The sequence below is a fragment of the Accumulibacter sp. genome (assembly GCF_029255125.1).
Lineage (GTDB): Bacteria > Pseudomonadota > Gammaproteobacteria > Burkholderiales > Rhodocyclaceae > Accumulibacter.
Window position 1 is genome coordinate 1 of sequence record NZ_JAPUVR010000099.1, and the last position, 26,613, is coordinate 26,613.

Genomic DNA, 26,613 nt, shown 5'->3' on the forward strand with positions numbered 1-26,613 from the left:
GTCTGACAGGCGACTCCAGAAAGCGATTTCCTCGATCGTCCGGAAGCAGCCAATGCACAGGCCGATCTGTTCGTCCATCTGGCAGACACTGATGCACGGCGAGGCGACGGGTTGCGTCATGTCGTATCCTTTCCGTCGGGCAGCGCTCGCCTTGCCTCAATCGGTGGACGCCGCGCGGCGCCGGGCGAGCACTGCGCGCGCGACGCGCGAGCCGGGCTGGCGGCCGAGTTGCTGAGCAATGTACTCGGCGGTCAACACCAGTTTGTCGAGGTCGATGCCGGTCTCGATGCCCAGGCCGTGCAAGAGGAAAACGACGTCTTCACTCGCCACGTTGCCGCTCGCGCCGGGCGCGTACGGGCAGCCGCCGAGTCCGCCGACCGAAGCGTCGAAAACGCGCATGCCGAGTTCGAGCGAGGCATAGACATTGGCCACCGCCATGCCGTAGGTGTCATGGTAGTGGCCGGCGAGCTGCTCGAGCGGCACGACCTTGGCGCAGGCCTCGATCATCCGCTGCACCGATGCCGGTGTGCCGGCGCCGATCGTGTCGCCGAGCGAGACCTCGCAGCACCCCATGTCGTACAGAGCGCGGGCGACCGTGGCGACCTGCTGCGCGTCGATCGGCCCTTCGTAGGGACAGGCGACGACGCACGAGACGTAACCGCGCACCGGGATATCCAGCGCGCTCGCCGCATCGATGACGCTGGCGAACCGCTTCAGGCTCTCGCCGATGCTGCAGTTGATGTTCTTCTGCGAGAAAGCTTCCGAGGCGGCGGCGAAGACAGCCACCGCCTGCGCACCGGCGGCAAGCGCGGCATCGAAGCCTTTCAGGTTCGGCGTCAAGACCGGATACGATACGCCGGCCCGCCGGCGCGGGCTGGCCAGCAGCGCTTCCAGCAGCGTCTTCTGGTCGGCCATTTGCGGTATCCAGCGCGGCGAGACGAAAGACGTGACTTCGATCGTCGTCAGCCCGGCTTCGCTCAGACGTTCGATCAGTTCGAGCTTGACCGGCGTCGGGACGATCTGCGCTTCGTTCTGCAGGCCGTCGCGCGGTCCGACCTCGACCAGCCTGACCCGCTCGGGGAAACCGCCGCTCATGGCTCGGGGGCGAAGTCGACGAGTTCGGCACCGTCAGCCACCTGGTCGCCGGCGGCGTAGTGGAATGCCTTGACCTCGCCGTTGGCCGGTGCGGTGATGGTGTGCTCCATCTTCATCGCTTCGAGAATGAGCAGCGGCGCTCCTTTATTCACCCGTTGGCCGCTGGCAGCGAGCAGCGCGATCACCTTGCCCGGCATCGGCGCCGTCAGGCGGCCGCCCTGCGTACCGCCGGCTTCGACCAGGTGCAGCGGGTCGTCGCGCATGATGACGTAGTTCGTTCCATTCAGGAAAACGTGCCGCTTCTGTTCATTCTTTTCGGTGACGGCAACGACGCTGGCGACCAGGCGGCGGTCGTCGAGTTCGACGGCGAGTTGCCCGGCGAAGCGCCCGCGCTCGAGAAAACGGCCGCGCGCGACGACCGATTCGCCGTCCAGCGTCAGGCGCCAGCCGTCCGCTTCGTAGGCGACGACGACTTCGTAGTGCGCATCGCCAGCGCGATAGGTCAGCGTCCGGCGCGGCTGCAGGTTGAGCCGCCAGCCGTCGTGCAGGCTCCACGGCGACCACGGGTCGCCGCTTTGCCCGGCGCGCGCGATGGCCGCTGCCTGCTCGCGCAGCAGACCGGCGACCGCCGCGACGAAGAAGACGTTGCGCGGTGGAGCCGCCTCGGCCGGAAAAAGGAACTCGCGGCTGCGCTCGATCAAACCGGTGTCGAGGTCGGCGTCGGCAAACGCCGGGCAGGCGACCAGGCGCGAGAGGAAGTCGATGTTCGTCGTTACGCCGACGATACGGTAGTCGGCGAGGGCCTGGCGCATGCGTGCCAGCGCGGCGTGCCGGTCGACGTCCCAGACGATCAGCTTGGCGATCATCGGGTCGTAATACGGGGTAATCTCGTCGCCCTGTTCGATGCCGGTATCGACGCGCACGTTCAGGCTCTCGGCCGGCGGTACCAGGTGCACCAGGCGCCCGGTCGAGGGCAGGAATTCCTGCGCCGGATTTTCCGCATAGACGCGCGCTTCCAGCGCGTGCCCGCGAATTTCCAGTTGTTCCTGGCGCAAGGGCAAGGCTTCGCCACAGGCCACGCGGAACTGCCATTCGACGAGGTCCTGCCCGGTGATCATCTCGCTCACCGGGTGCTCGACTTGCAGGCGCGTATTCATTTCCATGAAGTAGAAGATGCCTTCGCGCGCGAAGCCCTCGCCAACGATGAATTCGACCGTTCCGGCGCCGACGTAACCGACGGCGCGCGCCGCATCGACCGCGGCCTGGCCCATCGCCGCGCGCTGCGCCGGCGTCACGCCGGGGGCCGGCGCTTCTTCGAGCACCTTCTGGTGGCGGCGCTGGACCGAACAGTCGCGTTCGAAAAGGTAAACGCAATTGCCCAGCGTGTCGGCAAAGACCTGGATCTCGATATGCCGCGAGCGGCGCAGGTATTTCTCGATCAGCACTTCCTGCGAACCGAACGACGACGCCGCTTCACGCTGGCACGAGGCCAGTGCGGCGGGAAAATCGTCGCTCGCTTCGACCAGCCGCATTCCCTTGCCGCCACCGCCCGCGGCTGCCTTGATCAGCAGCGGATAACCGAGCGCATCGGCCTGGCGACGGAGGAAGTCGCCTTCCTGGTTCGCGCCGTGGTAGCCCGGGGTGAGCGGAACGCCGGCGGCGGCGAGCAGCGTTTTTGCCGCCGATTTCGAACCCATGGCGCGGATCGCCGCGGCTGGCGGCCCGATGAAGACGATTCCGGCGGCGGCGCAGGCCTCGGCAAACTGATCGTTTTCGGAGAGAAAGCCGTAACCGGGGTGGATCGCCTGGGCGCCGGTTCGCTGCGCCGCGTCAATGATTCGTTCGCCGACCAGGTAGGATTCGCGCGCGCTTGCCGGCCCGATGCACACAGCTTCGTCGGCCAGGCGGACGTGGCGCGCATTGACGTCGGCTTCCGAGTAGACGGCGACCGTGCGCACGCCCAGCCGGCGCGCCGTGCGCACGATCCGGCAGGCGATTTCGCCGCGATTGGCAATCAGTATCTTGGTGAACATCCGCGGCCTCTCAGTCGCCGTTCCAGTGGGGCTTGCGCTTTTCGAGAAAGGCCGCGATCCCTTCCCGGCCGGCGGGACTGGCGCGCACGCGCGCGATGCACTGGGCGGTGTCTTCCCTCGTCTGCTCGTCTATCGGTTGCCCGGCCACGATACGGATCAGCGCCTTGCACTCGGCCTGCGCGGCCACGCTGTTGGCCAGCAGGCGGTCAAGGATCTCGGCGATGGCTTCGTCGAGTTGTTCCTCACCCGGAACGAGTTCGTGCAGCAGGCCGATGCGGTACGCTTCGGCGGCTGAAAACGATTCAGCGGTGAGCATGTAGCGGCGGCTGCAGCGCTCGCCGATCGCCGCCAGGACGTAGGGGCTGATCACCGCCGGAACGATGCCCAGGCGCACTTCGCTCAACGCAAAGGACGCGTCGTAGGTGCCGAGCGCAATGTCGCAGGCCGCGATCAGGCCAACTCCGCCGCCGTAAGCCGGCCCCTGAACGCGCGCGATCGTCGGTTTGGCCAGCTCGTTCAAGGTGGACAGCAAGCGCGCCAGGCGGTGCGCGTCGCGCAGATTCTCCTCGTGCGAATAGCCGGCGGCGCGCCGCATCCATTCGAGGTCGGCGCCGGCGCAGAAGCTCTTGCCGGTCGACGAGAGGACGACCGCCCGCACGCGCTGATCTGCCTCCATCTCGCGCAGTCCATCGGTCAGTTCGGCAATCAACTGCTCGTCGAAGGCATTGTGCCGATCGCCCTTGTTGAGCGTCAGGATGCCGACGTTGCCGTCGACCTCGCTGGTGATCGATTGATACTCGCTCATCGCTCGCTCCTACATCCGGAAAACGCCGAATCTCGTCGGCTCGGCCGGCGCGTTGAGCGCCGCCGAGAGACCCAGGCCGACGACGCGGCGGGTGTCGGCCGGGTCGATCACGCCGTCGTCCCAGAGGCGCGCGCTGGCGTAGTAGGGATGACCCTGCGCCTCGTACTGGGCGCGAATGGGCGCCTTGAACGCTTCCTCCTCTTGCGCGTCCCAGCGCTTGCCGGCGGCTTCGATGCCGTCGCGGCGCACGGTCGCCAGGACGTTCGCTGCCTGCTCGCCGCCCATTACCGAAATGCGCGCGTTCGGCCACATCCAGAGGAAACGCGGCGAGTAGGCGCGACCGCACATGCCGTAGTTGCCGGCGCCGAACGATCCGCCAATGATCACGGTGAACTTGGGCACGCGCGCACAGGCGACCGCCGTCACCATCTTCGCTCCGTCGCGTGCGATGCCGCCGTTTTCATACTTGCGGCCAACCATGAAGCCGGTGATGTTCTGCAGAAAGAGCAGCGGGATGCCGCGCTGCGCACAGAGCTCGATGAAATGCGCAGCTTTCAGCGAAGACTCGGAAAACAGAATCCCGTTGTTCGCGACGATGCCCAGCGGATAGCCCCAGAGATGCGCGAAACCACAGACGATGGTCGTCCCGTAGCGCGCCTTGAACTCGTCGAATTCCGAACCGTCGACCAGACGCGCGACGATCTCGCGCACGTCGAAAGGTCGCCGGGTGTCGCAGGGGATGACGCCATAGATCTCGTCGGCCGGATAAAGCGGCGGGCGCGGCTCGCAGAGCTTGAGTGGCGGCTGTTTGCGCCAGTTCAGGTGAGCGACGATGCGCCGGGCGATCGCCAGTGCATGCGCGTCGTTCTCGGCGAAATGGTCGGCGACGCCCGAGACGCGCGTATGCACGTCGGCACCGCCCAGGTCTTCGGCGCTCACCACCTCGCCGGTCGCCGCCTTGACCAGCGGCGGCCCGCCGAGAAAGATCGTTCCCTGTTCCTTGACGATGATCGATTCGTCACACATCGCCGGCACATACGCGCCGCCTGCGGTACACGAACCCATGACGGCAGCGATCTGCGGAATGCCGGCCGCCGACAGATTCGCCTGATTGTAGAAAATGCGCCCGAAATGCTCCCGGTCGGGGAAGACCTCATCCTGCATCGGCAGGAAAGCGCCGCCGGAATCGACCAGATAGACGCACGGCAGGCGGTTCTCGCCGGCGATTTCCTGCGCGCGCAGATGTTTCTTGACGGTCAGCGGATAGTAGGTTCCCCCTTTCACCGTCGCGTCGTTGGCGACGATCATGCATTCGACGCCATTGATTCGACCAATGCCGGTAATCAGCGAGGCTGCCGGGACCTCGAAAGGGTGCGCCTCGCCGTACATGCCGTAGGCGGCGAGTTGCGACAGTTCGAGGAAAGGCGAACCGGGATCGATCAAAGCGTTGACCCGTTCGCGCGCGAGCAGCTTGCCGCGCGCCAGGTGCTTCTGGCGCGCCGTTGCCGGACCGCCGAGGGCAATCGTCGCGATGGTCGAACGCAGGTCGGCGACGACCTGCGTCATCGCTGCGGCGTTCGCCTTGAATTCGGCGCTGCGCGAATCGACCTGCGTCGGCAGAAGCGGCATCAAAAACCTCCAGTGGCGAGCCAGCGCTCGATCTGCGGCAGGCGGTCGGCGCCGAAGAAGGGTTCGCCGTCGACGACGATGTAGGGCGAGCCGAAAACGCCTTTCTGCAGCGCGGCGTCGTTCTCGGCTTTCAGGCGCTCCTTGAGTTCCGCACCTTCGAGCGCCGCCGCCAGTGTAGCGCGATCGGCGCCCTGCTGGGCGGCCAGTTCGAGGACCAGCCCGGTTTCGGAAACGTCGCGCCCATCACGAAAGAACGCGCGGTAGACGGCGTGGGCGAAGGCGCGCGCCGCAGCGCAATCCTGGTCGTGCAACCAATAGTAGGCGCGCGCCGCCTGCTGCGTCGGCAGCGGGAACTTCTCCGGCTGCACGTAGGGCACGCCGAGGAAGCGCGCCGAACGCGAAAAGTCGTGCAGCGAGTATCTTCCCTTGAGCGGCAAGGTGGTGAGCGGCGCGCCGCCGGTCGCCCGGAAGATCACGCCGAGCAGGACCGGCCGCCACAGCACCTTGCGGGCAAAGCGTGCGGCCAGTTCGTCGATCTTCTCCGAAGCCAGGTAGCCGTACGGCGACGAGAAGTCAAAATAGAATTCGATGGGGTTCGACATGGGCTAGTCCTCCGCTGATCAGTTCTTTGCTCGGCAAGCCGGCACCGCGTCGGACGCACGCGTTGGCCAGCGCGCCTGGCTCAGGCCTCGGCAACAGCGCGCCCGATCACCAGACGCTGAATGTCGTTGGCGCCTTCATAAATCTGGCAGACGCGTACGTCGCGATAGATTCTCTCGACCGGGAAGTCGCTGACGTAGCCGTAGCCGCCGAGGATCTGGATGGCGTCTGAGCACACTCTTTCGGCCATTTCCGAGGCGAACATCTTGGCCATCGACGCTTCCTTCAGGCAAGGCTGGCCGGCATCCTTGCAAGTCGCGGCGCGCCATACCAGCAAGCGGGCGGCGTCGATCTGCGTTGCCATGTCGGCCAGACGGAAGCTCACCGCCTGATGTTCGATGATCGGCTTGCCGAAGGTTTCGCGTTCCTTGGCGTACTGTACTGCCGCTTCGAAAGCGGCGCGCGCCATGCCGACCGACTGGGCGGCGATGCCGATGCGGCCGGCTTCCAGGTTGGAGAGCGCGATGCGGTAGCCGTCGCCCTCCTTGCCGAGCAGGCAGGTGGCCGGAATGCGGCAGTCCTCGAACAGGATCTGCGCCGTATCGGAAGCACGCTGACCCATCTTTTCCTCGATCCGGGCGACGATGTAACCCGGCGTGTCGGTGGGTACGAGGAAGCACGAAATGCCTTTCTTGCCGGCCGACTTGTCGGTGACCGCGAAGACGATCGCCACTTGCGCGTACTTCCCGGTGGTGATGAACTGCTTGACGCCGTTCAGAATGAAGTGGTCGCCGTCGCGCTCGGCGCGCGTCGTGATCGCTGCTGCGTCCGAACCGGTGTGCGGCTCGGTCAGGCAGAAGCAGCCGAGCATCTCGCCACGGGCCAGCGGTTTGAGCCAGTTTTCCTTCTGCTCGTCGCTGCCATACTTCATCGTGATGCCGCAGGCCAGCGAGTTCTGCACGCTGACGATGGTCGAGGTGGCGCCGTCGCCGGCGGCAATTTCCTCGATCACCAGGACGAGCGACATGTAGTCCATGCCGGCGCCGCCCCATTCCTCGGGGACCACCATGCCGAGTGCGCCGAGTTCGCCCAGCTCGCGCAGGGCTTCGGCCGGAAAAGTGTGGTTGCGGTCCCACTCGGCGGCGAAGGGGGCAAGCCTGTCCTGCGCAAAATCGCGCAGCGACGCCCGAATCATTTCCTGTTCCTGAGTCAAGATCATGCCGTTTTCTCCTTGCTGTTGGCCGCCGTTGCGCGGAACGCAGCGGCTCGATTGGTGATGATGACGCCGGTGATGACCAATGCGCCGCCGACCAGTACCGCCAGGCTCAGGCGCTCGTCGAGGAGTAGCGCACCGAGAATGACGGCACTCAACGGAACCAGGTTGATGAATGCCGCCGAGCGTGTGGCGCCGATTTGCTGCACGCCTTCGGCGTACCAGGTGAAGGCAAGCGCGGTGCCGCAAAGGCCGAGGAAAGCGACCGCGATCCACCCGCGCCAGGTCGTCTGGCCGACGGCGAAGAGCGAACCCTCGAACAGCGCGGCGCCGCTCAACATCAGCCAGCCGGTGAGGCTGGCGCCGAAGGTCATCGCCAGCGGCGAAAGCGAACAGGTTCCGCGCCGTCCGATGAAAGTATAAACCGCCCAGAGGATGCTGCAGCCGATGATCAGCCATTCGCCGAGACCGATCTGGCCGGCGAGGAGGAGATGCGGGTTGCCGTTGGTGACGACGACGAGGCAGCCGAACATGGCGATGCCGATCCCGGCGGCCTTGCCGGCCGACATCGGAGCGCCGAAGAGCAGCCAGTCGCCGGTGGCAATGACGGCCGGCGTGAGTGCGACGACGAGCGCTCCGCGCCCGGCTTCGATCAGTTGCAGGCCGTAGAGAAAGCACAGGTTATACAGGAAGATGCCACTTGCGCCGAGGGCCGCGAGCGTCAGCCAGTCGGTGCGCGACCAGCGCGGGCGGCCCTCGCGCACGACGACCAGCGCGCCGAGCGCGAGCGTGGCGAGCAGGAAGCGCCAACTGGCGACGGTCAAGGGCAACGCTTCACCGACCGCGACCCGGCCGGCGATCCAGGTGGCTCCCCAGACGATCGCCGTGGCGAAGAGTTTCAGGTAGGTCGTTGCGCCCACCACCGGTGCCGGCGGCACGTTCAACGCAGCCGCGCGGCGCCGGACGGGCAGCGCGGCGCTGACCGTCCGGCCGCCGCGCGCACGAACGCCGCTCGTCGCAGTTGGCAGGCTGGCCAGCGCGCGCGCTTCAACGCGGCAGCGCCTCGAGCGCGGCGGCGTATTGGCCGGGCAGGTCAGCACAGCGGTGTACGGTGAACCCGAGATCGCGCATCAGCCCGTCCTGCAAGCCGTAGATCCAGCCATGGACGGTGAGCGGCTGGCCGCGTGCCCAGGCGTCCTGGACGACAAAGGTCTGGCAGACGTTGGCGACCTGTTCGAGGACGTTCAGTTCGCACAGGCGATCGTGCCGCCTTTCCGCCGGCAATCCATCGATCAGCGCCAGATGCTTCTCGTGCACGTCACGGACGTGGCGCAGCCAGATGTCGACCAGGCCGGCGCGTTCGCGATTGAGCGCCGTCTTGACGCCGCCGCAGCCGTAATGGCCGACGACCATGATGTGCCTGACCCTGAGCACGTCGACCGCGAACTGGATGACCGACAGGCAGTTGAGGTCGGTGTGCACGACGACATTGGCGACGTTGCGATGAACGAACAACTCGCCCGGCAGCAGACCGACGATTTCGTTGGCCGGAACGCGTGAGTCGGAGCAGCCGATCCACAGGTAGGCGGGCGTCTGCAACTGCGAGAGCTTGACGAAGTAGTCCGGGTTGATTTCCTGCATCCGGCTCGACCACGCACGGTTGAAGTCGAACAGGTGGAAGAGGTTCTCGTTGGCGACTTCTTCCTCGGACCAGTTCTCCAGATCGAGGGCGAGAAACATCGTTCCTTCGAGCGGCGTCTGGTAGTGCGCCGGCGTCTCCTTGAAGCCCATCTCGCGGTAGAGCTTGACGGCAAAGCGCATCGACGGCAGCGTGTCGAGCAGCAGCTTGCGATAGCCGCTGTCCTTGGCCATTCTGATTGCCGCCAGCGTCAGGTCGCGACCGATCCCGTAGCCGCGCAGCGCCGGCTCGACGTAGAGCCGCTTCATTTCGCAGAGGCCACCGGAGAAAGGCCGAATGCCGACGCAGCCGGCCGGCCGACCGTCGAGCTCAGCGTAGTACAGGCAGCCACCGGGCGCCGAGTAGGCCCCCGGCAGCGTTGCGAGTTCCTCGTCGAAACCCTGAAAACAAAGGTCTACGCCAAGCCATGCGGCGTAGTTGCGGAAGAACTGACGCACCTGGTCGAGCGCGTCAGTGTCGTCGGGGGTGAGCGTGCGTAGGGTGGCTTTCATGCTTGACTAGCGTGCGTTGGGGGTGACGCGGCATCGGCCCTGCCGGCCGCGCGCCAGTGGTTCATAGGGTTTCGCCGAAGAGCTCGCGGCCGATCAGCATGCGGCGAATCTCCGAGGTGCCGGCGCCGATCTCGTAGAGTTTTGCGTCACGCCATAGCCGGCCGGCCGGATACTCGTTGACGTAGCCGTTGCCGCCCAGCGTCTGGATCGCTTCGCCGGCCATCCATGTCGCCTTTTCCGCAGCATAAAGAATCGCTCCAGCGGCATCCTTGCGCGTCGTTTCGCCGCGGTCGCAGGCCTGGCCAACGGCGTAGACGTAGGCCCGGCAGACGTTGAACGTGGTGTACATGTCGGCCAGCTTGCCCTGCATGAGCTGGAATTCGCCGATCGCCTGGCCGAACTGCCGGCGGTCGTGCACGTAGGGGAGAACCAGATCGAGCGCCGCCGCCATCAGTCCGAGCGGGCCGCCGGCGAGCACGGCGCGTTCGTAATCCAGTCCGCTCATCAGCACGCGCACGCCACCGTCGACCTGTCCGAGAACGTTCTCGGCCGGCACTTCGCAGTCGTCGAAAAAGAGCGGATACGTGTTCGAGCCGCGCATGCCGAGCTTGTCGAGCTTGGTTCCGCAGGAAAAGCCTTTCATCCCCTTTTCGATGATGAAGGCGGTGATGCCGCGCGCGCCGGCGCTGCTATCGGTCTTCGCATAGACGACCAGCGTGTCGGCATCGCCGCCGTTGGTGATCCACATCTTGCTGCCGTTCAGTATGAAGCGGTCGGCGCGGCGTTCGGCCTGCAACTGCATGCCGACGACATCCGAGCCGGCGTTCGCTTCGGACATCGCGAGCGCTCCGACGTGCTCGCCGGAAACCAGTCGCGGCAGGTACTTTTCCTTCTGTGCGGCGGTGCCGTTGCGGCGAATCTGATTGACGCAGAGGTTGGAGTGCGCACCGTACGACAGCGCGACGCTGGCCGAAGCGCGCGAGATTTCTTCCATGGCGACGATGTGCGCCAGGTAACCCAGCCCGCTACCGCCGTATTCCTCCTCGACGGTGATTCCGAGCAAGCCCATGTCGCCCAGTTTGCGCCACAGATCCTCCGGAAAGAGGTTCGCCCGGTCGATCGCTTCGGCGCGCGGAGCAATCTCGGCAGCAGCAAAACTCTGCACGCTGGCGCGCAGCATGTCGATCGTTTCGCCGTGGGCAAAGTTCAGGCTCGGGTATTGCATGTCGGTCGCTCCTTGTCTGGGTTAGGGGCTGGCTGTTTCCTTCTTGCCGTGCACGGCGATTATCGTTTGCTGCATCAGGCCGCAGAGGTTCTTCTTGCCGTGCTTGACGGCAAAGACTTCGGCCCGGGTGACGATCAGCGTTCGCCCGTAGCGCACGACCGATCCTTCGGCAATCAACAACTGGCCGTCGGCCGGGGCAAGCAGGTTGAGCTTGTACTCGACGGTGAGCACGCCGGTCTCGCTGGCGGTCAACGTGCCCGCCGCGTAGCCGGCGGCGGAATCGGCGATCATGCCGACGACACCGCCGTGAATGAAGCCATGCTGCTGCGTGATTTCCGGCCTGAAGGGCAGGTGGATCTCGGTATAGCCGGCTTCGACCACCGCCATGCTGGCACCGATCAAGCGCATTGCCGGCTGGCGCGCAAAACTGGCGCGGACGCGTTCGGCAAAATGCGGGTCCTGAGCTTTGTGCATCGGTCTGCTTTCGAGTGGCGAAGCTGCGTCCGGCTGCGGCAAGACGCGGCCGGTAGGAGTTGGATCACGTACAATGCCAGCGCGGCGACCAGCGCGCAGCCGCCGACGAGCCGCTGCGGTTCGGCAAGTTTATAGACTTCAGCGCTTTTTACAATCCGCCGCGAAAGCCTTTGACCGATGTTGCCTGCTTACCCATTTGCCGCGCCGCCAGCCGCTGGCGAGACCTTGGCGGTGTCGCCCGGCATCCTCTGGTTGCGCATGCCGCTGCCGTTTGCCCTGAACCACATCAATCTCTGGCTGCTCGCCGACGGCGACGCCTGGGTGATCGTCGATGCCGGCTTTGCGCTCGACGCGGTGAAGGAGTGCTGGCAGCAGATTCTCGCCCGGCTGGCACCTGAGCTGCCGAGTCCGCGCATCTCGCGCATCATCGTCACGCACTTCCACCCGGACCATCTTGGCCTCGCCGCCTGGTTGCAGTCGATGACCGGCGCGCCGCTGTGCATGACGGCCGGCGAGTACCTGACCGCGCACGCCGTCTGGCATGAAGTTGCCGGGCACGGCAATCAGCCGATGTTGCGCCAGTTTCGCGCACACGGGCTGGACGAAGAGCGCTGTGCCGCGCTTACCCGGCGCAGCGGCGCGTACAACCGTGGCGTACCGGCGATTCCGACCGACTACCAGCGCCTCTTCGCCGGCGACGAACTGCGCATCGGTGGTGCGCGCTGGCAGGTCCGCGTCGGCTACGGCCATTCGCCGGAGCACGCGGCGCTTTACAGCCCCGATCTCGGCGTGCTCATTTCGGGCGACATGCTGTTGCCCAAGATCTCGACCAACATCAGCGTCTTCGCGGTGACGCCGAAGGCCGACTCGCTGGCCGATTATCTGGCCTCGATCGACCGTTATCGCGAGTTGCCAAGCGACACGCTCGTCCTGCCCTCGCATGGCCTGCCGTTCCATGGCATCGAGGGGCGCGTGCGGGCGCTGCACGCGCACCATGAAGAACGTCTGGCGCTGCTCGCGGCCAACTGTTCGACGCCGCGCAGCGCTGCCGAGTTGTTGATGACGCTATTTCCGCGCGACCTCGATACGCATCAGACGATGTTTGCCATGGGCGAAGCGATCGCGCACCTCAATCGGCTCGAACGCAGCGGGCGCCTGCTCCGCGTCGAAGACAAGACGAGCGGCCTGATCCGCTTCGTTCGCGCCGACGCCGCGCAGGCGCCGCCGATCGTCGGCGATGCGCGATGACCGGCGCAGCCTGGCCGACGAGCGCGGCCGGCGCGTCGTCGAGCGCGGCGAACGAAGCCGCCGCGCACAATCGGCGGGCGCCTGCGCCGCCGCGCTTGCTTGGCGTAGAATGGCCCGATCATGAGCGCCACTCTCCTGCCCGACTATGCCGGCGGCGGCATCGTCAACCTGATGCAGAGCATCGCCACCGCCTGCGGCGCGCCGCAAGGCCTCTACCCGCAGCAGGCGCAGCTTCCGGCAACTTTGCTGGCGCGCGCCCGGCACATCGTTCTCCTGGTCATCGACGGAATGGGCCTGCGCACGCTGGGCAGGCACACGGCCAGCCCGTATCTGCAGCAGCACGTGCTGGGCAGCCTCACTTCCGTCTTTCCATCGACTACGGCGAGCGCGATCACCACCTTCATGAGCGGTCTTGCCCCGGCCCAGCACGGCCTGACCGGTTGGCACATGCACATGGACGAGATCGACCAGACGCTCGCCATCCTGCCGCTGACGCCGCGCCAGGGACCGCCCACGGTGGCGCCGGCCGATTTGCCCGCACAGCTCTTCGAGCACCCGCCGCTGTTCCGGGGGTTTGATCGGGAAGCCTGGGTCGTCGCTCCGCAGAGCATCGCCAGCAGTCCGTTCAATGCCTGGCATGCGCGCGGCGCGCAGACGGTGGCCTACAGCACGCTGCCCGGCCTGTTTGCCTGCCTGAGCGATGGGCTGCTGGACAACGCGCAGGCACGCTACATTTACGCCTACTACCCCGAGCTCGACAGCCAGTCGCATCATTTCGGGAGCGATAGCCGGCAAGCCAAGCATGTGCTGGCCGAGTTCGACCAGCAACTCGGCGAATGCATTCGCCGGCTACGCGGCAGCAATACCTGGTTGCTGGTGACCGCCGATCACGGTTTCATCGACTCGCCGCCGCGCCGCGTCGTCGAACTCGACGACCATCCGCAACTGGCCGGGCTGCTGTTCAGGCCGCTCTGCGGCGAGCGACGCGCCGCCTTCTGCTACGTCGAAGCGGAGCAGCGGCCGGAATTCGAGCGCTACGTGCGTCGCCGTCTCGGCCGCTCGGTACACCTTTACGCCAGCTCGGCGCTGATCAACGCCGGCTGGTTCGGCCCGCCGCCGTATCATCCGCGCCTGGCGGCACGCGTCGGCGATTACACGCTGGTGATGAAGGACAACTGGACGATCAAGGATTGGCTGCCGGAAGAAAAGCGTTATACGATGCTTGGTGTGCATGGCGGGATCAGTCCGTGGGAAATGCGCGTGCCGTTGATCGCCGTGCATCTCTAGCCGCTGGCCGAACGCGGCCGGACGCCGCCGGCACGTCGTGCACCGACGAGCGGAGAATCCACCATGGCTAATGACAACAGCAAATCGGAACGTACGGATCGACTGATCGCCGATGCCGTACGCAATCGTCTGAGCCGCGAAGCGGGTTACCGGGAGAGGGCGCTGAAGATTTACCCGTGGATTTGCGGGCGCTGCGCGCGCGAATTCTCGTCGGCCAACCTGCGCGAACTGACCGTCCACCATCGCGACCACAACCACGACAACAACCCGCCCGACGGCAGCAACTGGGAGCTGTTGTGCGTGTACTGTCACGACAACGAGCACGCTCGCCAGATCGAGGCCGAAGCCGCGCGGCGGCGTGGCCAGAACGGATCGGCAGCGCAGCGTCCGGCGCCGGCCACGGCGCAGCCCTTCGCCAATCTGCACGATCTGCTACGCCGCCGCCAATCCTGATCGCTGACCGCGCGCGGTGCCTACGCCGGGCGCTGGAGAATCTCGCGCAAGGCATCGACCAGCATGGCGCATTGCTCGTCGGTGCCGATCGTGATGCGCAGGTATTGCGCGATGCGTGCGAGCGCAAAATGCCGCACGACGATCCCGCGCTGGCGCAATTCGGCGGCCAGCCTGGCGGCATCGTGCGCCGGATGGCGCGCGAAGATGAAGTTGGCCGCCGAGGGGACGACCTCGAAGGCCAGATCGCCCAGTGCCTCCGCCAATACTGCGCGACTGCGCATCACCGCCTGCCGCGTCCACGTGAAGTGCTCTTCGTCGGCCAGCGCGGCAACGGCGCCGACGATGGCCAGCCGATCCAGCGGATACGAGTTGAAGCTGTTCTTGACCCGGGCCAGGCCGGCAATCAGCTCGTGCTGACCGATCGCATAGCCGACGCGCAAGCCGGCCAGCGCGCGCGACTTGGAGAGCGTCTGCACGACGAGCAGATTGGCGTGCGCGCCGACCAGGGCAATCGCCGTTTCGCCACCGAAATCGACGTAAGCTTCGTCCACGACGACCACCGAATCGGGATTGGCCGCGAGCAGTCGCTCGATTGAAGCGAGAGGCAGCAGACGACCGGTCGGGGCATTCGGATTGGCGATGACGATTCCGCCGTTGGCGGGCCGGTAGTCCGCTACATTCAGGCAGAAGTCGTCGCCCAGCGGCAGCGTGCGATGGGCGATACCGTAGAGCGCGCAATAGACCGGGTAAAAGCTGTAGGTGATGTCCGGGAAGAGCACCGGCTGATCGTGCTGGAGGAGCGCCATGAAAGCGTGCGCCAGGACTTCGTCCGACCCGTTGCCGACGAAAACCTGTCCCGGCTCGATCGCAAAGCGCGAAAAATGCGCCGCGATCGCCCACTTCAGGTGGTCTGCCTCGGGGTCCGGATAAAGCCGCAAGCCGTTGCCGTCATTCGCCAGTTCGCCGCGTATCGCGGCGATTGCCTGGGGCGACGGCGGATACGGGCTCTCGTTCGTATTCAGCTTGATCAGCTTGTCCAGCTTGGGCTGTTCGCCCGGGATATAGGGCGTCAGGCGATGGACCAGCGGACTCCAGAAGCGGCTCATGTCAGTTTGTCATGTCGCGAATGCAAGGCGGATTGGTAATGGTATCATGCGTGCTTGTTGGTCCAGGCGATCGGGCGGAGACTGGCTGTGCGTATGGCGGCCGGACGAATGCTGGCGCCGGTCAGCGGATTTTGCCACCCAGCAACGGAACCTCGATGCGGCAAGCGGAAGTCTCCAGGAACACGCTCGAAACCCGGATTAGCGTCCGGTTGAATCTCGACGGCGGCGGGCACGGTCGCTTCGCCACCGGCGTCCCCTTCCTTGACCACATGCTCGAGCAGATCGCGCGCCACGGCCTGATCGACCTCGAAGTCGAAGCGAGCGGCGACCTGCACATCGACGCGCACCACACGGTCGAGGATATCGGCATCACGCTTGGTCAAGCGCTGGCGCGCGCGCTCGGCGACAAGAAGGGGCTGCGCCGCTACGGACACGCCTGCGTACCGCTGGATGAGGCGCTGTCGCGCGTCGTCGTTGACCTGTCGGGACGTCCCGGACTGTTCTTCAACGTCGATTTCACGCGCGCGATGATCGGCGCATTCGACGTCGACCTGCTGCGCGAGTTCTTCCAGGGGCTGGTCAACCACGCCCTGCTGACGCTGCACATCGACAATCTACGTGCCGGCAACGCGCACCATCAGGCAGAGAGCATTTTCAAGGCTTTCGCTCGGGCACTGCGCGAGGCGGTGGAAATCGACCCGCGGGCCGGCGAGAGCATCCCCTCGACCAAGGGCGCGCTTTGATGAGCACCGTTTCCAGCGGGCCGATCGTCGTTGTCGATTACGGCATGGGAAATCTGCGCTCGGTCTGGCAGGCGCTGGTCAGCGTCGCCGACGGGCGCCAGGTGCTCGTCTCGCACGATCCGTCGGTCGTGCGCAGCGCCGAGCGCGTCGTCGTTCCCGGGCAGGGCGCCATGCCTGACTGCATGCGCGAGCTTGAGACGCGCGACTTGCGCACAGCGGTGCTCGAAGCGGCCAGGAACAAACCGTTTCTGGGGATTTGCATTGGCCAGCAGATGCTGCTCGAACACAGCGAGGAAGGTGATGTGGCCGGACTCGGGCTGATCGCCGGCGGTGTCCGCCGTTTTCCCGACGAGCACATGGTCGACAGCGCCGGTCGACGCCTGAAGGTGCCACATATGGGCTGGAACCAGGTTTGGCAGCGTTCGCGGCAAGCGCTCTGGCAGGGTATCGCCGATGGCGAGCGCTTCTATTTCGTGCATAGCTACTACGTCGATCCGCTGGATGCCGGGTGGGTCGCCGGGACGACCGACTACGGCATTGACTTTACCAGCGCCGTAGCCCGGGATAATATCTTCGCGACGCAGTTTCACCCCGAGAAAAGCGCCCGGCCCGGGCTCGCGATGCTGGCCAACTTCGTCTGCTGGAAGCCCTGAGCGGCGCCCTTGCGTGGACTCGTTTCAACCTACCATTCTTCTGCTTTCGACATGCTGATCATTCCCGCGATTGACCTTAGACAGGGGCAATGTGTTCGTCTCAAGCAAGGCCTCATGGACCAAGTGACCGTCTTCTCGAATTCTCCCGGCGAGCAGGCAGGGCATTGGCTGGCGCAAGGCGCGCGCCGTCTGCACGTGGTCGATCTGGACGGCGCTTTTGCCGGCAAACCGAAAAACGAGCGCGCCATCAAGGAAATCGTCGAGGCGGTCGGCGACGACATTCCGATCCAGCTCGGCGGCGGCATTCGCGACCTCGACACGATCGAGCGTTGCCTCGACGACGGCGTCAGTTACGTGATCATCGGCACCGCGGCAGTGAAGAATCCCGGTTTCCTGCACGACGCCTGCGGCGCTTTCCCCGGCCACATTCTGGTCGGGCTCGATGCGCGCGACGGCAAGGTGGCGGTGGAAGGCTGGTCGAAGATGACCGGGCACGATGTCATCGATCTGGCCAAGAAGTACGAAGACTACGGCGTGGAAGGGATCATCTATACGGATATCGGCCGCGACGGAATGCTCACCGGGATCAACATCGAAGCCACCGTGAAGCTGGCGCAGGCCTTGCTCATCCCGGTCATCGCCAGTGGCGGCTTGTCGAGTATCGAAGACATCCACCGTCTATGCGCAGTCGAGCAGGAAGGCATCAGCGGGGCGATCGCCGGGCGGGCGATCTACGACGGCTCGCTCGACTTCGCGCAGGCGCAGGCGGCGGCCGACCGGGCGGCGCAGCCATGAGCGGCCGGCGGCGGCCGGCGCGCTGGAGGTTCTAGGCGCTTGGGACTGGCCAAACGAATCATTCCCTGCCTGGACGTGACCGCCGGTCGCGTCGTCAAGGGAACCAATTTTGTCGATCTGCGCGACGCCGGCGATCCGGTCGAGATTGCCCGTCGTTATGACGAGCAGGGCGCCGACGAAGTCGCTTTCCTCGACATCACGGCGTCCTCGGACCAGCGCGACATCATTCTGCACATCGTCGAAGCGTGCGCCGCCCAGGTTTTCATCCCGCTGACCGTCGGCGGTGGCGTTCGCTCGGTGGCCGACGTCCGGCGCTTGCTCAATGCGGGCGCCGACAAGGTCAGCATCAACACCGCGGCGGTGGAAAACCCGGATTTGATCGCCGAAGCGTCGGCTAAGGTCGGCAACCAGTGCATCGTCGTCGCGATCGACGCCAAGCAGTCGTCGCCCGGCGCCTGGCAGGTATTCACGCACGGCGGTCGGCGCAATACCGGTCTCGACGCGCTGATCTGGGCCCGGCGTGTCCAGCAGCTCGGCGCCGGCGAAATTCTGTTGACCAGCATGGATCGTGACGGAACGCGCAACGGCTTCGACCTTGCGCTGACGCGCGCCGTGTCCGACGCGGTCGATATTCCGGTGATCGCCAGTGGCGGCGTCGGCACGCTGCAACACCTGGCCGACGGCGTCAGTGTGGGGAACGCCGATGCCGTTCTGGCGGCGAGTATCTTTCATTTTGCCGACTACACGGTTCGCCAGGCGAAGGAGTTCATGCGCGAACGCGGGATCGAAGTTCGTCTGTGACCCGACCGACACCTGCGTTGCACGTCGGCATGACGGCGAAACGCCAACGGGCAGGGTATGATTCCCGCCTTCGTACGGGATGCGCGCAGCGCTGGTGCGCCGCTTTCCTGCTTAAAGCACGGGCATTTGGCGTCGCCGGCGAGCATGCTCGGCGCGATCACGCGATCACGGTATACTAGAGAGGCGCGCACCGGCGTTTGTGCAAGCGCGAGGCGTCTGGCTGTTGGCAGAGTGCGCCAAAGCTGTGCTCGTGTCGTGCGCTGGCGTGTTGCTGCTGGCGATCGGCCAGGCGAGGGCGTAGCCTGCTGCATCGAGCGTGAGATCTGCTTCTTTGATCAACTTGAGGGAAAAGCGTCGGGCTACCGCCGGCCCAGCGCTCAGTAACCCCGAGGAACCATACGGCAAATGAACATGGACATGCTGCACCGCATTTCGGACACCTTGTTGGCGCGGCGTAAGGCCGACCCGGAGACTTCCTATACCGCACAGTTGTTGGCCAAAGGACCGGACGCCATCCTGAAGAAGATCGGCGAGGAAACCGCCGAACTGATCATGGCCGGCAAGGAAGGCAATCGCCTGCACGTCGTCTGGGAATCGGCCGACGTGCTTTATCACACCATGGTTCTCCTCGCCTTCTACGGCCTGTCGATCGAAGACGTGCTGCAGGAAATGCGTCGCCGGGAAGGCATTTCCGGGATCGACGAGAAAAAATCACGAAAGGGCTGAGGAATGGACAATTGTCTCTTCTGCCGGATCGCATGCGGTCAGATTCCGGCGCGCAAGGTCTACGAGGACACCGAAATCCTCGCTTTCCACGACATCAACCCGGCGCGTCCCGTGCACCTGCTGGTCATCCCGAAGCGTCACATCACTTCGCTGGCGACGGTTGTCGAGGAGACCGACGTTCCCGTCCTCGGTCGCATGCTCGCGCTGGCCAGTCGTTTGGCAAGCGAGAACGGCAGCCCGGACGGTTTTCGCGTGATCATCAATACTGGGCGCATTGGCCACCAGGAAGTTCAACATTTGCACGCGCACATCGTCGGTGGGCCCGATCCGGTGGGCCCGATGCTCAAGCGGGTATGAGCGCGCAAGTGGAGATGAGTCGCGCTGCCGGCGGCGGTCGAAGACGCGCCGATTTCACTATCACGGAGGCCTGACATGGGCTCGTTCAGCATCTGGCACTGGTTGATCGTCCTGATCATCATTCTGCTGATTTTTGGTACCAAGAAACTGCGCAATCTGGGGTCCGATCTGGGCGGCGCGGTGAAGGGCTTCAAGGACGGCATGCGTGATGCAGTGGCTGACGACAAGCCGGCCGAGCCGCCGCCGCCGGGGGTACCGCCGGCGCAGGTCGGTAGCGGGCAGACGATCGAGGGCGAGATTCGCGAGCGGACGAAAACCTAGGCCGCTGCCCGAGTGCTGCGCGGATGTCGCCGGCGGGTGCCGGTGACCCATCCGGTAGCCGTGGCGATGTCCGCAACCAGATGAACTGACTGCTGCACATGTTCGATATCGGTTTTTCCGAGATGCTCGTCATCGCCATCGTTGCCCTCGTGGTGATCGGTCCCGAGCGGCTGCCCAAGGTGGCGCGCACGGCGGGGCATCTGCTCGGTCGCCTGCAGCGCTACGTCAGCGACGTCAAGGCCGACATCAACCGCGAAATCCAGCTCGAAGAGTTGAAAAAGCTGCAGGCCGAAATCCAGGATTCGGCGCGCAGCGTCGAGCACAGCGTGCAGCAGGAAGTGCTCGCCGTGCGGCAGAGCGTCGAAAGCCTGGCCGCCGATCGCCCGACCGGCGAGTCAGCGGCGACCGGCAACCCAGGCTCTACCACGCCACCCGCCGTCGGCCAGAGCGCCCTGCCGGCAAGCCGGCCGGCGGCGGCCGACAAGCCGGCGCAGGAAGGCTGAGCAGGCATGGATCCGGCGGAAGACTCGTTCCTCTCACACCTCGTCGAATTGCGCGATCGCCTGATCCGCTCGCTGATTGCCATCGGCATTGCCTTTCTTTGCCTGTTTCCGTGGGCCAAGGATCTCTACGCGCTGCTCGCCCAACCGCTGCTGGCGACGCTGCCGCAGGGCGGCCAACTGATCGCTACCGACGTGGTTGGCGTCTTTCTGGTGCCGATGAAAGTGGCCCTGATGGTCGCGTTCCTGATTACCCTGCCCTACGTCCTTTTCCAGATCTGGGCTTTCGTCGCGCCCGGGCTTTATGCGCACGAAAAGCGCCTCGCCGTGCCGCTCGTCGGAGTCAGCGTGCTGCTCTTTTTCGTCGGCATGGCCTTCGCGTATTTTCTCGTCTTCCCGACCTTCTTCGGTTTCATGGCGACGGTCGTGCCGGAGCATGTCGCGTGGATGACCGACATCGAGAAATACCTGTCGTTCGTCTTGACGACCTTCATTGCCTTCGGCGTCACCTTTGAGGTGCCGGTGATCGTCGTGGTTCTCGTCCATGTCGGCATCGTCGACCTGGGCAAACTGAAGGAGTGGCGCCCGTACGTGATCGTCGGCGCGTTCGTCGTGGCGGCCGTGTTCACGCCGCCCGACGTGATTTCGCAACTGATGATGGCCATTCCGCTTTGCCTGCTTTTCGAGCTGGGTCTCTTCCTGGCCCGCTTCGTCGGACGTCGGTCGGCAGCACGCGCGCCGTCGGCGGAGGCTGACGACGGCGAGTGGCAGGCGCTATCGGCTGAGGAAATGCAAAGGGCGCTGAGCGAGGCTCATCCGCCCGACGACAAGCGCAAGCCGGACGCCTGATCGTCGGCCCGGCCGGCGTCTGTCCGGGCGGTGTGCCGGCTGCTGGTGGACGAGATGATTGCCGGGTAGCGCTCAGCCCAGCTTCGCGCGTAGCAGTTCCTTGACCCGCTGCGGGTTGGCTTTGCCGCGGCTTGCCTTCATCGCCTGCCCGACCAGCGCGTGCAGCGCCTTTTCCTTGCCGGCGCGGAACTCGGCCACCATCGTCGGATTTGCCGCGAGCAGTTCGTCGATCAGTTGTTCGAGCGCGCCGCTGTCGCTGATCTGGCGCAGCCCTTGGCGCTCGATGACTTCATCAGCCGAGTTCGCTTCGCCGCTCCACAAGGCGTCGAAAACCTGGCGGGCAATGTTCGTCGACAGGGTTTCGTCGCCGATGCGGGCAATCAGACCGCCGAGCTGTTCGGGAAGCAAGGGACATTCGCCGATCTCGCGGTCTTCCTTGTTGAGCCGTGCGGCGAGCTCGCCCATTACCCAGTTGGCGCAGGTCTTGGCGTTCGGCCGGCCGGCTTCGGCGACCGCCGCTTCGTAGTAGTTCGCCAAGTCGAGCGACGCCGACAGGACTCGCGCATCGTAGCTCGACAGTCCGTAGTCGGCGATCAAGCTTTCGCGCCGAGCTGCCGGCAGCATCGGCAGGCGGGCAGCAACTTCGCCGATCCAGGTGGCGTCGATCACCAGCGGCAGCAGGTCCGGGTCGGGAAAATAGCGATAGTCGTGCGCATCCTCCTTCGAGCGCATGCTGCGCGTTTCGCCGCTCGCCGGGTCGAAGAGTACCGTTGCCTGCTCGATGCGGCCGCCGTCCTCGAGCGTGCCGATCTGCCACTGCACCTCGTAATCGATCGCCTGCTGCAGAAAGCGGAACGAATTCAGGTTCTTGATCTCGCGCCGGGTGCCCAGCTGCGTCTGGCCGAGCGGCCGGACCGAGACATTGGCGTCGCAGCGGAAAGAACCCTCCTGCATGTTGCCGTCGCAGATGCCGATCCAGCGGACCAGCGCATGCAGCGCGCGCGCATAGGCGACCGCTTCTGCCGACGAAGATAGATCGGGTTCGCTGACGATCTCGAGCAGCGGGGTTCCGGCGCGATTGAGGTCGATTCCCGACCTGCCGACGAAAGAATGGCCGCTTTGCTCGTGCAGCGACTTGCCGGCATCCTCTTCAAGGTGCGCGCGCGTCAGCCGGATTTCCTTTTCCTGATCGCCGCACTGAATGACCAGCCTGCCGCCACTGACGACTGGTAGCTCGTACTGGCTGATCTGGTAGCCTTTCGGCAGGTCGGGATAGAAATAATTCTTGCGCGCGAAGACCGAGCGCGCAGCGATCTCGCCACCGACAGCCAGCCCGAAGCGGATGGCGCATTCGACTGCGCCTTTGTTGAGTACCGGCAGGACACCGGGCAGCGCGATATCGACCGCATCCGCCTGCAGGTTGGGCTCGGCGCCGAAGGTCGTCGAGCTTCCCGAAAAGATCTTGGCTTGCGTCGACAACTGCACGTGCGTCTCAATGCCGATGACGATTTCCCACGCTTTGCTCACAGGTCCTGTTTCTCCTCGACTAGGGTGGCCGCGCCGCTGCGGCAGGCCGCTCGCCGCCGCCTCGTCGACCGGTGATGGCGGGTCGCTGCCGGGCGCATCAGGCGAAGGCGTCCGGGCGCGCCTGATGCCAGTGCGTGACCTGCTGGTAGCGGTGCGCCACGTTGAGCAGCTTCGCCTCGCTGAAATAGTTGCCGATCAACTGCAGCCCGGCCGGCAGGCCACGCGCGAAGCCACAGGGAATCGACAGGCCGGGCAGGCCGGCCAGGTTGACGGCGATCGTGTAGATGTCGGACAGGTACATCTGCACCGGATCGGCCGCTTTCTCGCCCAGCTTGAAGGCCGTGCTCGGGCTGGTCGGTCCGACGATCATGTCGCACTGGCGGAAAGCCGCAGCGAAATCCTGCGCGATCAGCCGGCGGATCCTTTGCGCTTGCCGATAGTAGGCGTCGTAATAGCCGTGCGAAAGCACGTAAGTGCCGATCAGGATTCGCCGCTTGACCTCGGCACCAAAGCCTTGGGCGCGCGTCCGGCTGTACATCTCGTTCAGATCATCGTATTCCGGCGCGCGGTAGCCGTAGCGCACACCGTCGAAGCGGGCCAGATTCGAACTGGCTTCGGCCGGCGCGATGACATAGTACGCGGCAACCGACAGACGCATGTTGGGCAGGCTGAGCACGACCGTTTCGGCGCCGAGCTTGCGGTACTCGGCAATCGCCTGCTCGACGAGCTGCATGACCTCCTGATCGCAGCCGCCGGCGAAAAACTCTTCCGGCAGGCCGATGCGGATGCCACGCAAGGGCTGCGTACCGCCGTCGCTGGCCAGCTCGCGCGTGTAGTCCTCGGGCGGGCGATCGAGGCTGGTCGAATCGCGTTCGTCGAAGCCGGCCATCGTGTTGAGCAGCAGCGCGCAATCGGCCGCCGAGCGCGCCAAGGGGCCGGCCTGGTCGAGCGATGAGGCGAAGGCGATCATGCCGTAGCGCGAGATGACGCCGTAGGTCGGTTTCATTCCGCTCAAGCCGCACAACGCCGCCGGTTGGCGAATGGACCCGCCGGTGTCGGTGCCGGTAGCTGCCGGCGACAGCCGCGCGGCGACCGCCGCGGCCGACCCGCCAGACGATCCGCCAGGCACACAAGTCGAGTCCCAGGGGTTTCGCACCGGGCCGTAGAACGACGTTTCGTTCGACGAACCCATGGCGAACTCGTCCATGTTGGTCTTGCCGAGGAGGACGGCGCCGGCCGCCTGGAAGCGCTCGATCACCGAGGCGTCGTAGGGGCTGACGAAGTTGCCGAGCATCTTCGAGCCGCAGGTCGTCCGCCAGTCGCGGGCGCAGAAAATATCCTTGTGCGCGATCGGAATTCCGGTCAGCGCAGTCTGCTCGCCGCGCGCCAGCCGCTCGTCGGCTTGCCGCGCCTGCGCCAGGCTGCGCTCGGCGTCGACGGTGAGGAAGGCGTTGAGCAGCGGGTTGTGGCGCGCGATGCGCTCGAGGTACAGACCGGTCAGTTCGACGCTCGAAATTTCCTTGCCGGCAAGCGCCTGAGCCATCTCATGCAGGCTGCGCTCGATCATTCGATGACCTTCGGGACGAGATAGAGGCCGGCCTCGGTCTCCGGGGCAATTGCCTGGAAAGCATTGCGCCGGGCCATTTGATCGGTGACGACGACCTGATCCGCACGCAAGCGCTGAGCGAGGTTCTGCGCATGGGCCATCGGCTCGATGCCCTGCGTGTCGACTGCCTGCATCTCTTCGATCAGGGCGAAAATATCGTTCAGATGGCCGAGCGTACTCTCTGCTTCGGCGTCGCTGATTTCGATGCGGGCCAGGTGTGCAACGCGCCGGACCTGTTCTAGGGTGAGCGACATGGGACAGAAATCACTAAAGGGTTAAACGCCGAGGTCTTCTAAGGTATCATAAAAGTTTTTCCCATCGAAGCCCCTGCGGGCCATCACGGAATTTGCCAGCATGTTCAGTTTTCTGCGCAGTTACTTCTCGAACGATCTCGCAATCGATCTCGGTACGGCCAATACCCTGATCTACGTTCGCTCGAAGGGTATCGTTCTCGACGAGCCGTCGGTAGTCGCCATCCGCACCGAGGGCGGGCCGAGTTCGAAAAAGACGATCCAGGCTGTCGGCAAGTCGGCCAAGGAAATGCTGGGCAAGGCTCCCGGCGCGATTACCGTCATTCGGCCGATGAAGGATGGGGTGATTGCCGACTTCACGGTCACCGAGCAGATGCTCAAGCAGTTCATCAAAAAGGTGCACGATTCCCGCCTTCTCTCGCCCTCGCCGAGGATCATCATTTGTGTGCCCTCAGGTTCGACGCAGGTCGAGCGGCGGGCCATCCGCGAATCGGCGATCGGTGCCGGCGCCAGCCAGGTCTTCCTGATCGAGGAGCCGATGGCGGCAGCGATCGGCGCCGGCCTGCCGGTGGCCGAGGCGACGGGCTCGATGGTCGTCGACATCGGCGGCGGGACTACCGAAGTGGGGGTGATTTCGCTTGGCGGCATGGTGTATGCCGGATCGGTACGCGTCGGCGGCGACAAGCTCGACGAGGCGATCATGAACTACATCAGCCGCAACTACGGCATGTTGATCGGCGAGAATACCGCCGAGAACATCAAGAAGCGGATAGGATCGGCGTTTCCCGGCGCGGAAGTGCGCGAGATGGAGGTCTCAGGGATCAACAAGGCCGAGGGGATTCCGCGCAAGTTCACCATCTCGTCGAACGAAATCCTGGAAGCGCTCACCGAACCCTTGAACAGCGTCGTTTCGGCGGTCAAGTCGGCGCTCGAAAAGACGCCGCCGGAACTCGGTGCGGACATCGCCGACAAGGGCATGGTTTTGACTGGCGGTGGTGCCCTGCTGCGCGACCTCGACCGTCTGCTGATGGAGGAAACTGGCCTGCCGGTCATCGTTGCCGAGGAACCGCTGACCTGCGTCGCGCGCGGCTGTGGTCTGGCGCTCGAGAAGATGGACAACCTCGGCAGCATCTTCGCTTCCGACTGAGGCTTGGCGGTTTAGCCGCCGTACGTCGCCTGCCCACCGAGCACAGGGATGGATCATCAGCCGCCACCGTTCTTCAAACGCGGTCCGGCACCCGTCGCGCTGCTGTCGTTTTACGTGGCGTTGTCGGCTGCCTTGCTGGTTCTCGACGCGCGTTTCCAGGCGCTGGAAATGCTGCGCCAGGCGCTGTCGATGTTTTCGCTGCCGCTGCAGAGCCTGGCTCACATGCCGATACAGGCGCTCGACGGCTTCGGCGCGTATTTCGTCAATGTCGAGCGTTTGCGCGACGAAAACGCCCGTCTGAAACGCGCCCGACTCGGCAACGTTGCCACCTTGCTGCGCACGCAGCAGCTCGAGGTCGAGAACGAGCGCCTGCGCAAGCTGCTCGGCGTCAAGGAGCGGCAGCAGGCGAGCGGCCACGCGGCGCAAATCCTCTACGCTGCGCGTGATCCTTTTTCACGCCGCATCGTCATCGACAAGGGGCAGCAGGACAAAGTCGTTGCCGGGCAGCCGGTGATCGACGACGCCGGAATCGTCGGCCAGGTGACGCGCGTTTTCCCTTTCGTTTCCGAGATCACGCTGATTACCGACAAGGAGCAGGCGGTGCCGGTGCAGATCGTGCGCACCGGCCAGCGTTCGGTCGTCTTCGGACTCGGCAACGGCCAACTCGATCTGCGCTTCCTGCCGGCGAACGCTGACGTGCAGAATGGCGATCTGCTCGTCACCTCCGGGCTGGACGGCGTCTTTCTGCCCGGTTTTCCGGTCGCCAAGGTGGTACACATCGAACGCGATACGGCCTATTCGTTTGCCCGCATCTATTGCCTGCCGCTGGCCGCCGTCGAGAACTTCAGTGAAGTCATGGTCCTCGATCCGCGCCCGCCGGTGGCCCTGCCCGAGCAACTGACGAGCGAGGCGAGCGGGCGCGATGGCCGGTCGCCGGGCAAGTCGGCGGGCAAGAAGAGGCGCTTGCGTAAGGATTAAG

At 65.1% G+C, this 26,613-nt stretch carries 29 protein-coding genes; 14 read left to right on the top strand and 15 right to left on the bottom strand.

Annotated elements, in window-relative coordinates; translation table 11 throughout:
* The 11 genes from Q1L59_RS08180 to Q1L59_RS08230 all read right to left on the bottom strand — a co-directional run.
* Nucleotides 1-120, bottom strand: a 120-nt coding sequence (locus tag Q1L59_RS08180) for a DUF1289 domain-containing protein (protein WP_300330799.1), incomplete at its 3' end; no start/stop codon positions are given.
* Between the two features lie 36 nt (nucleotides 121-156).
* Entirely contained in the window at nucleotides 157-1,095 is a 939-nt protein-coding gene (locus Q1L59_RS08185) for a hydroxymethylglutaryl-CoA lyase (protein ID WP_300330676.1), read from the bottom strand.
* A complete protein-coding gene (locus Q1L59_RS08190; protein ID WP_300330679.1) occupies nucleotides 1,092-3,128 on the bottom strand; it encodes an acetyl/propionyl/methylcrotonyl-CoA carboxylase subunit alpha in 2,037 nt (678 codons plus the stop codon). Before Q1L59_RS08190 ends, Q1L59_RS08185 begins: the two co-directional genes overlap by 4 nt.
* A 10-nt stretch (nucleotides 3,129-3,138) precedes the next feature.
* The gene (locus Q1L59_RS08195; protein ID WP_300330682.1) at nucleotides 3,139-3,933 is read right to left on the bottom strand and encodes an enoyl-CoA hydratase/isomerase family protein; all 795 of its coding nucleotides are present in this window, start codon (nucleotides 3,931-3,933) and stop codon (nucleotides 3,139-3,141) included.
* A 9-nt stretch (nucleotides 3,934-3,942) separates the two neighbouring features.
* Nucleotides 3,943-5,562 carry a carboxyl transferase domain-containing protein gene (locus tag Q1L59_RS08200; protein ID WP_300330685.1) on the bottom strand — a complete coding sequence of 540 codons (1,620 nt, stop codon included), beginning with the start codon at nucleotides 5,560-5,562 and terminating at the stop codon, nucleotides 3,943-3,945.
* Entirely contained in the window at nucleotides 5,562-6,164 is a 603-nt protein-coding gene (locus Q1L59_RS08205) for a 2-hydroxychromene-2-carboxylate isomerase (RefSeq protein ID WP_300330688.1), read from the bottom strand. The genes Q1L59_RS08200 and Q1L59_RS08205 overlap by 1 nt, the downstream gene beginning before the upstream one ends.
* Before the next feature lie 80 nt (nucleotides 6,165-6,244).
* Nucleotides 6,245-7,381 carry an acyl-CoA dehydrogenase gene (locus tag Q1L59_RS08210; RefSeq protein ID WP_300330691.1) on the bottom strand — a complete coding sequence of 379 codons (1,137 nt, stop codon included), beginning with the start codon at nucleotides 7,379-7,381 and terminating at the stop codon, nucleotides 6,245-6,247.
* On the bottom strand, nucleotides 7,378-8,313 hold the full coding sequence (locus Q1L59_RS08215; protein ID WP_300330802.1) for an EamA family transporter: 936 nt from the start codon (nucleotides 8,311-8,313) through the stop codon (nucleotides 7,378-7,380). The genes Q1L59_RS08210 and Q1L59_RS08215 overlap by 4 nt, the downstream gene beginning before the upstream one ends.
* A gap of 109 nt (nucleotides 8,314-8,422) precedes the next feature.
* Nucleotides 8,423-9,565, bottom strand: coding sequence for a carbonate dehydratase (gene can / locus Q1L59_RS08220; protein ID WP_300330694.1), 1,143 nt, complete (start codon nucleotides 9,563-9,565; stop codon nucleotides 8,423-8,425).
* Nucleotides 9,566-9,626: 61 nt separating this feature from the next.
* Nucleotides 9,627-10,790 carry an isovaleryl-CoA dehydrogenase gene (locus Q1L59_RS08225; protein ID WP_300330697.1) on the bottom strand — a complete coding sequence of 388 codons (1,164 nt, stop codon included), beginning with the start codon at nucleotides 10,788-10,790 and terminating at the stop codon, nucleotides 9,627-9,629.
* A gap of 21 nt (nucleotides 10,791-10,811) precedes the next feature.
* Nucleotides 10,812-11,264: a PaaI family thioesterase gene (locus Q1L59_RS08230; protein WP_300330699.1), complete on the bottom strand. Its 453-nt coding sequence runs from the start codon at nucleotides 11,262-11,264 to the stop codon at nucleotides 10,812-10,814.
* 177 nt (nucleotides 11,265-11,441) lie between these two features.
* Between Q1L59_RS08230 and Q1L59_RS08235 the strand changes: the two genes are divergently transcribed.
* The 3 genes from Q1L59_RS08235 (at nucleotide 11,442) to Q1L59_RS08245 (ending at nucleotide 14,252) form a co-directional block, all read left to right on the top strand.
* Complete coding sequence (locus Q1L59_RS08235; protein ID WP_300330702.1) at nucleotides 11,442-12,512, top strand: MBL fold metallo-hydrolase; 1,071 nt, start codon at nucleotides 11,442-11,444, stop codon at nucleotides 12,510-12,512.
* Between the two features lie 120 nt (nucleotides 12,513-12,632).
* Nucleotides 12,633-13,799: an alkaline phosphatase family protein gene (locus Q1L59_RS08240; protein WP_300330704.1), complete on the top strand. Its 1,167-nt coding sequence runs from the start codon at nucleotides 12,633-12,635 to the stop codon at nucleotides 13,797-13,799.
* Nucleotides 13,800-13,862: 63 nt separating this feature from the next.
* Nucleotides 13,863-14,252 carry a YajD family HNH nuclease gene (locus tag Q1L59_RS08245; protein WP_300330707.1) on the top strand — a complete coding sequence of 130 codons (390 nt, stop codon included), beginning with the start codon at nucleotides 13,863-13,865 and terminating at the stop codon, nucleotides 14,250-14,252.
* Nucleotides 14,253-14,272: 20 nt separating this feature from the next.
* Here Q1L59_RS08245 and hisC read toward each other — a convergent pair whose 3' ends face one another.
* Nucleotides 14,273-15,358, bottom strand: a complete 1,086-nt coding sequence (hisC, locus tag Q1L59_RS08250; protein WP_300330709.1) for a histidinol-phosphate transaminase — start codon at nucleotides 15,356-15,358, stop codon at nucleotides 14,273-14,275.
* A gap of 155 nt (nucleotides 15,359-15,513) precedes the next feature.
* Between hisC and hisB the strand changes: the two genes are divergently transcribed.
* The 9 genes from hisB to tatC all read left to right on the top strand — a co-directional run bounded on the left by hisB (nucleotide 15,514) and on the right by tatC (nucleotide 21,103).
* Nucleotides 15,514-16,101 carry an imidazoleglycerol-phosphate dehydratase HisB gene (gene hisB / locus Q1L59_RS08255; RefSeq protein WP_300330712.1) on the top strand — a complete coding sequence of 196 codons (588 nt, stop codon included), beginning with the start codon at nucleotides 15,514-15,516 and terminating at the stop codon, nucleotides 16,099-16,101.
* A complete protein-coding gene (hisH, locus tag Q1L59_RS08260) occupies nucleotides 16,101-16,754 on the top strand; it encodes an imidazole glycerol phosphate synthase subunit HisH (protein ID WP_300330715.1) in 654 nt (217 codons plus the stop codon). Before hisB ends, hisH begins: the two co-directional genes overlap by 1 nt.
* Before the next feature lie 51 nt (nucleotides 16,755-16,805).
* Nucleotides 16,806-17,549 (top strand): 1-(5-phosphoribosyl)-5-[(5-phosphoribosylamino)methylideneamino]imidazole-4-carboxamide isomerase, encoded by a 744-nt coding sequence (gene hisA / locus Q1L59_RS08265; protein WP_300330718.1) that lies wholly within the window; start codon nucleotides 16,806-16,808, stop codon nucleotides 17,547-17,549.
* Nucleotides 17,550-17,588: 39 nt separating this feature from the next.
* On the top strand, nucleotides 17,589-18,350 hold the full coding sequence (hisF, locus tag Q1L59_RS08270) for an imidazole glycerol phosphate synthase subunit HisF (protein WP_300330721.1): 762 nt from the start codon (nucleotides 17,589-17,591) through the stop codon (nucleotides 18,348-18,350).
* Nucleotides 18,351-18,755: 405 nt separating this feature from the next.
* The gene (locus tag Q1L59_RS08275; RefSeq protein ID WP_300330724.1) at nucleotides 18,756-19,076 is read left to right on the top strand and encodes a phosphoribosyl-ATP diphosphatase; all 321 of its coding nucleotides are present in this window, start codon (nucleotides 18,756-18,758) and stop codon (nucleotides 19,074-19,076) included.
* A 3-nt stretch (nucleotides 19,077-19,079) separates the two neighbouring features.
* A complete protein-coding gene (locus Q1L59_RS08280; protein ID WP_300330727.1) occupies nucleotides 19,080-19,433 on the top strand; it encodes a histidine triad nucleotide-binding protein in 354 nt (117 codons plus the stop codon).
* Nucleotides 19,434-19,508: 75 nt separating this feature from the next.
* The gene (gene tatA, locus Q1L59_RS08285; RefSeq protein WP_300330730.1) at nucleotides 19,509-19,754 is read left to right on the top strand and encodes a Sec-independent protein translocase subunit TatA; all 246 of its coding nucleotides are present in this window, start codon (nucleotides 19,509-19,511) and stop codon (nucleotides 19,752-19,754) included.
* A 98-nt stretch (nucleotides 19,755-19,852) separates the two neighbouring features.
* Nucleotides 19,853-20,257 carry a Sec-independent protein translocase protein TatB gene (gene tatB, locus Q1L59_RS08290; RefSeq protein WP_300330733.1) on the top strand — a complete coding sequence of 135 codons (405 nt, stop codon included), beginning with the start codon at nucleotides 19,853-19,855 and terminating at the stop codon, nucleotides 20,255-20,257.
* 6 nt (nucleotides 20,258-20,263) lie between these two features.
* The gene (gene tatC, locus Q1L59_RS08295) at nucleotides 20,264-21,103 is read left to right on the top strand and encodes a twin-arginine translocase subunit TatC (RefSeq protein ID WP_300330736.1); all 840 of its coding nucleotides are present in this window, start codon (nucleotides 20,264-20,266) and stop codon (nucleotides 21,101-21,103) included.
* Between the two features lie 72 nt (nucleotides 21,104-21,175).
* On the opposite strand, the gene gatB is transcribed toward tatC, so the two are convergent.
* From gatB to gatC, 3 genes are all read right to left on the bottom strand, one after another.
* Nucleotides 21,176-22,630, bottom strand: coding sequence for an Asp-tRNA(Asn)/Glu-tRNA(Gln) amidotransferase subunit GatB (gatB, locus tag Q1L59_RS08300; protein ID WP_300330739.1), 1,455 nt, complete (start codon nucleotides 22,628-22,630; stop codon nucleotides 21,176-21,178).
* Between the two features lie 97 nt (nucleotides 22,631-22,727).
* Nucleotides 22,728-24,197 (bottom strand): Asp-tRNA(Asn)/Glu-tRNA(Gln) amidotransferase subunit GatA, encoded by a 1,470-nt coding sequence (gatA, locus tag Q1L59_RS08305; RefSeq protein ID WP_300330741.1) that lies wholly within the window; start codon nucleotides 24,195-24,197, stop codon nucleotides 22,728-22,730.
* Nucleotides 24,194-24,490 carry an Asp-tRNA(Asn)/Glu-tRNA(Gln) amidotransferase subunit GatC gene (gene gatC / locus Q1L59_RS08310; RefSeq protein ID WP_300330744.1) on the bottom strand — a complete coding sequence of 99 codons (297 nt, stop codon included), beginning with the start codon at nucleotides 24,488-24,490 and terminating at the stop codon, nucleotides 24,194-24,196. The genes gatA and gatC overlap by 4 nt, the downstream gene beginning before the upstream one ends.
* A gap of 100 nt (nucleotides 24,491-24,590) precedes the next feature.
* On the opposite strand from gatC, the gene Q1L59_RS08315 reads away from it, so the two are divergent.
* Both Q1L59_RS08315 and mreC read left to right on the top strand, forming a co-directional pair.
* Nucleotides 24,591-25,634 carry a rod shape-determining protein gene (locus Q1L59_RS08315; protein ID WP_300330746.1) on the top strand — a complete coding sequence of 348 codons (1,044 nt, stop codon included), beginning with the start codon at nucleotides 24,591-24,593 and terminating at the stop codon, nucleotides 25,632-25,634.
* A gap of 48 nt (nucleotides 25,635-25,682) precedes the next feature.
* Nucleotides 25,683-26,612, top strand: a complete 930-nt coding sequence (mreC, locus tag Q1L59_RS08320) for a rod shape-determining protein MreC (protein ID WP_300330749.1) — start codon at nucleotides 25,683-25,685, stop codon at nucleotides 26,610-26,612.
* The last annotated feature ends 1 nt before the right edge of the window (nucleotide 26,613 follow it).

Excerpts from the sequence above, each read along its gene's own strand:
- Q1L59_RS08200 (WP_300330685.1), bottom strand. The coding sequence starts at position 5,562 with ATGCCGCTTCTGCCGACGCAGGTCGATTCGCGCAGCGCCGAATTCAAG.
- Q1L59_RS08240 (WP_300330704.1), top strand. The coding sequence starts at position 12,633 with ATGAGCGCCACTCTCCTGCCCGACTATGCCGGCGGCGGCATCGTCAAC.
- Q1L59_RS08315 (WP_300330746.1), top strand. The coding sequence starts at position 24,591 with ATGTTCAGTTTTCTGCGCAGTTACTTCTCGAACGATCTCGCAATCGAT.
- Q1L59_RS08185 (WP_300330676.1), bottom strand. The coding sequence starts at position 1,095 with ATGAGCGGCGGTTTCCCCGAGCGGGTCAGGCTGGTCGAGGTCGGACCG.
- hisA (WP_300330718.1), top strand. The coding sequence starts at position 16,806 with ATGCTGATCATTCCCGCGATTGACCTTAGACAGGGGCAATGTGTTCGT.
- Q1L59_RS08280 (WP_300330727.1), top strand. The coding sequence starts at position 19,080 with ATGGACAATTGTCTCTTCTGCCGGATCGCATGCGGTCAGATTCCGGCG.
- can (WP_300330694.1), bottom strand. The coding sequence starts at position 9,565 with ATGAAAGCCACCCTACGCACGCTCACCCCCGACGACACTGACGCGCTC.
- Q1L59_RS08245 (WP_300330707.1), top strand. The coding sequence starts at position 13,863 with ATGGCTAATGACAACAGCAAATCGGAACGTACGGATCGACTGATCGCC.
- Q1L59_RS08275 (WP_300330724.1), top strand. The coding sequence starts at position 18,756 with ATGAACATGGACATGCTGCACCGCATTTCGGACACCTTGTTGGCGCGG.
- Q1L59_RS08190 (WP_300330679.1), bottom strand. The coding sequence starts at position 3,128 with ATGTTCACCAAGATACTGATTGCCAATCGCGGCGAAATCGCCTGCCGG.
- tatB (WP_300330733.1), top strand. The coding sequence starts at position 19,853 with ATGTTCGATATCGGTTTTTCCGAGATGCTCGTCATCGCCATCGTTGCC.
- tatC (WP_300330736.1), top strand. The coding sequence starts at position 20,264 with ATGGATCCGGCGGAAGACTCGTTCCTCTCACACCTCGTCGAATTGCGC.
- Q1L59_RS08235 (WP_300330702.1), top strand. The coding sequence starts at position 11,442 with ATGTTGCCTGCTTACCCATTTGCCGCGCCGCCAGCCGCTGGCGAGACC.
- mreC (WP_300330749.1), top strand. The coding sequence starts at position 25,683 with ATGGATCATCAGCCGCCACCGTTCTTCAAACGCGGTCCGGCACCCGTC.
- hisC (WP_300330709.1), bottom strand. The coding sequence starts at position 15,358 with ATGAGCCGCTTCTGGAGTCCGCTGGTCCATCGCCTGACGCCCTATATC.
- Q1L59_RS08230 (WP_300330699.1), bottom strand. The coding sequence starts at position 11,264 with ATGCACAAAGCTCAGGACCCGCATTTTGCCGAACGCGTCCGCGCCAGT.
- gatC (WP_300330744.1), bottom strand. The coding sequence starts at position 24,490 with ATGTCGCTCACCCTAGAACAGGTCCGGCGCGTTGCACACCTGGCCCGC.
- hisB (WP_300330712.1), top strand. The coding sequence starts at position 15,514 with ATGCGGCAAGCGGAAGTCTCCAGGAACACGCTCGAAACCCGGATTAGC.
- gatA (WP_300330741.1), bottom strand. The coding sequence starts at position 24,197 with ATGATCGAGCGCAGCCTGCATGAGATGGCTCAGGCGCTTGCCGGCAAG.
- Q1L59_RS08210 (WP_300330691.1), bottom strand. The coding sequence starts at position 7,381 with ATGATCTTGACTCAGGAACAGGAAATGATTCGGGCGTCGCTGCGCGAT.
- Q1L59_RS08205 (WP_300330688.1), bottom strand. The coding sequence starts at position 6,164 with ATGTCGAACCCCATCGAATTCTATTTTGACTTCTCGTCGCCGTACGGC.
- hisH (WP_300330715.1), top strand. The coding sequence starts at position 16,101 with ATGAGCACCGTTTCCAGCGGGCCGATCGTCGTTGTCGATTACGGCATG.
- tatA (WP_300330730.1), top strand. The coding sequence starts at position 19,509 with ATGGGCTCGTTCAGCATCTGGCACTGGTTGATCGTCCTGATCATCATT.
- Q1L59_RS08225 (WP_300330697.1), bottom strand. The coding sequence starts at position 10,790 with ATGCAATACCCGAGCCTGAACTTTGCCCACGGCGAAACGATCGACATG.
- Q1L59_RS08195 (WP_300330682.1), bottom strand. The coding sequence starts at position 3,933 with ATGAGCGAGTATCAATCGATCACCAGCGAGGTCGACGGCAACGTCGGC.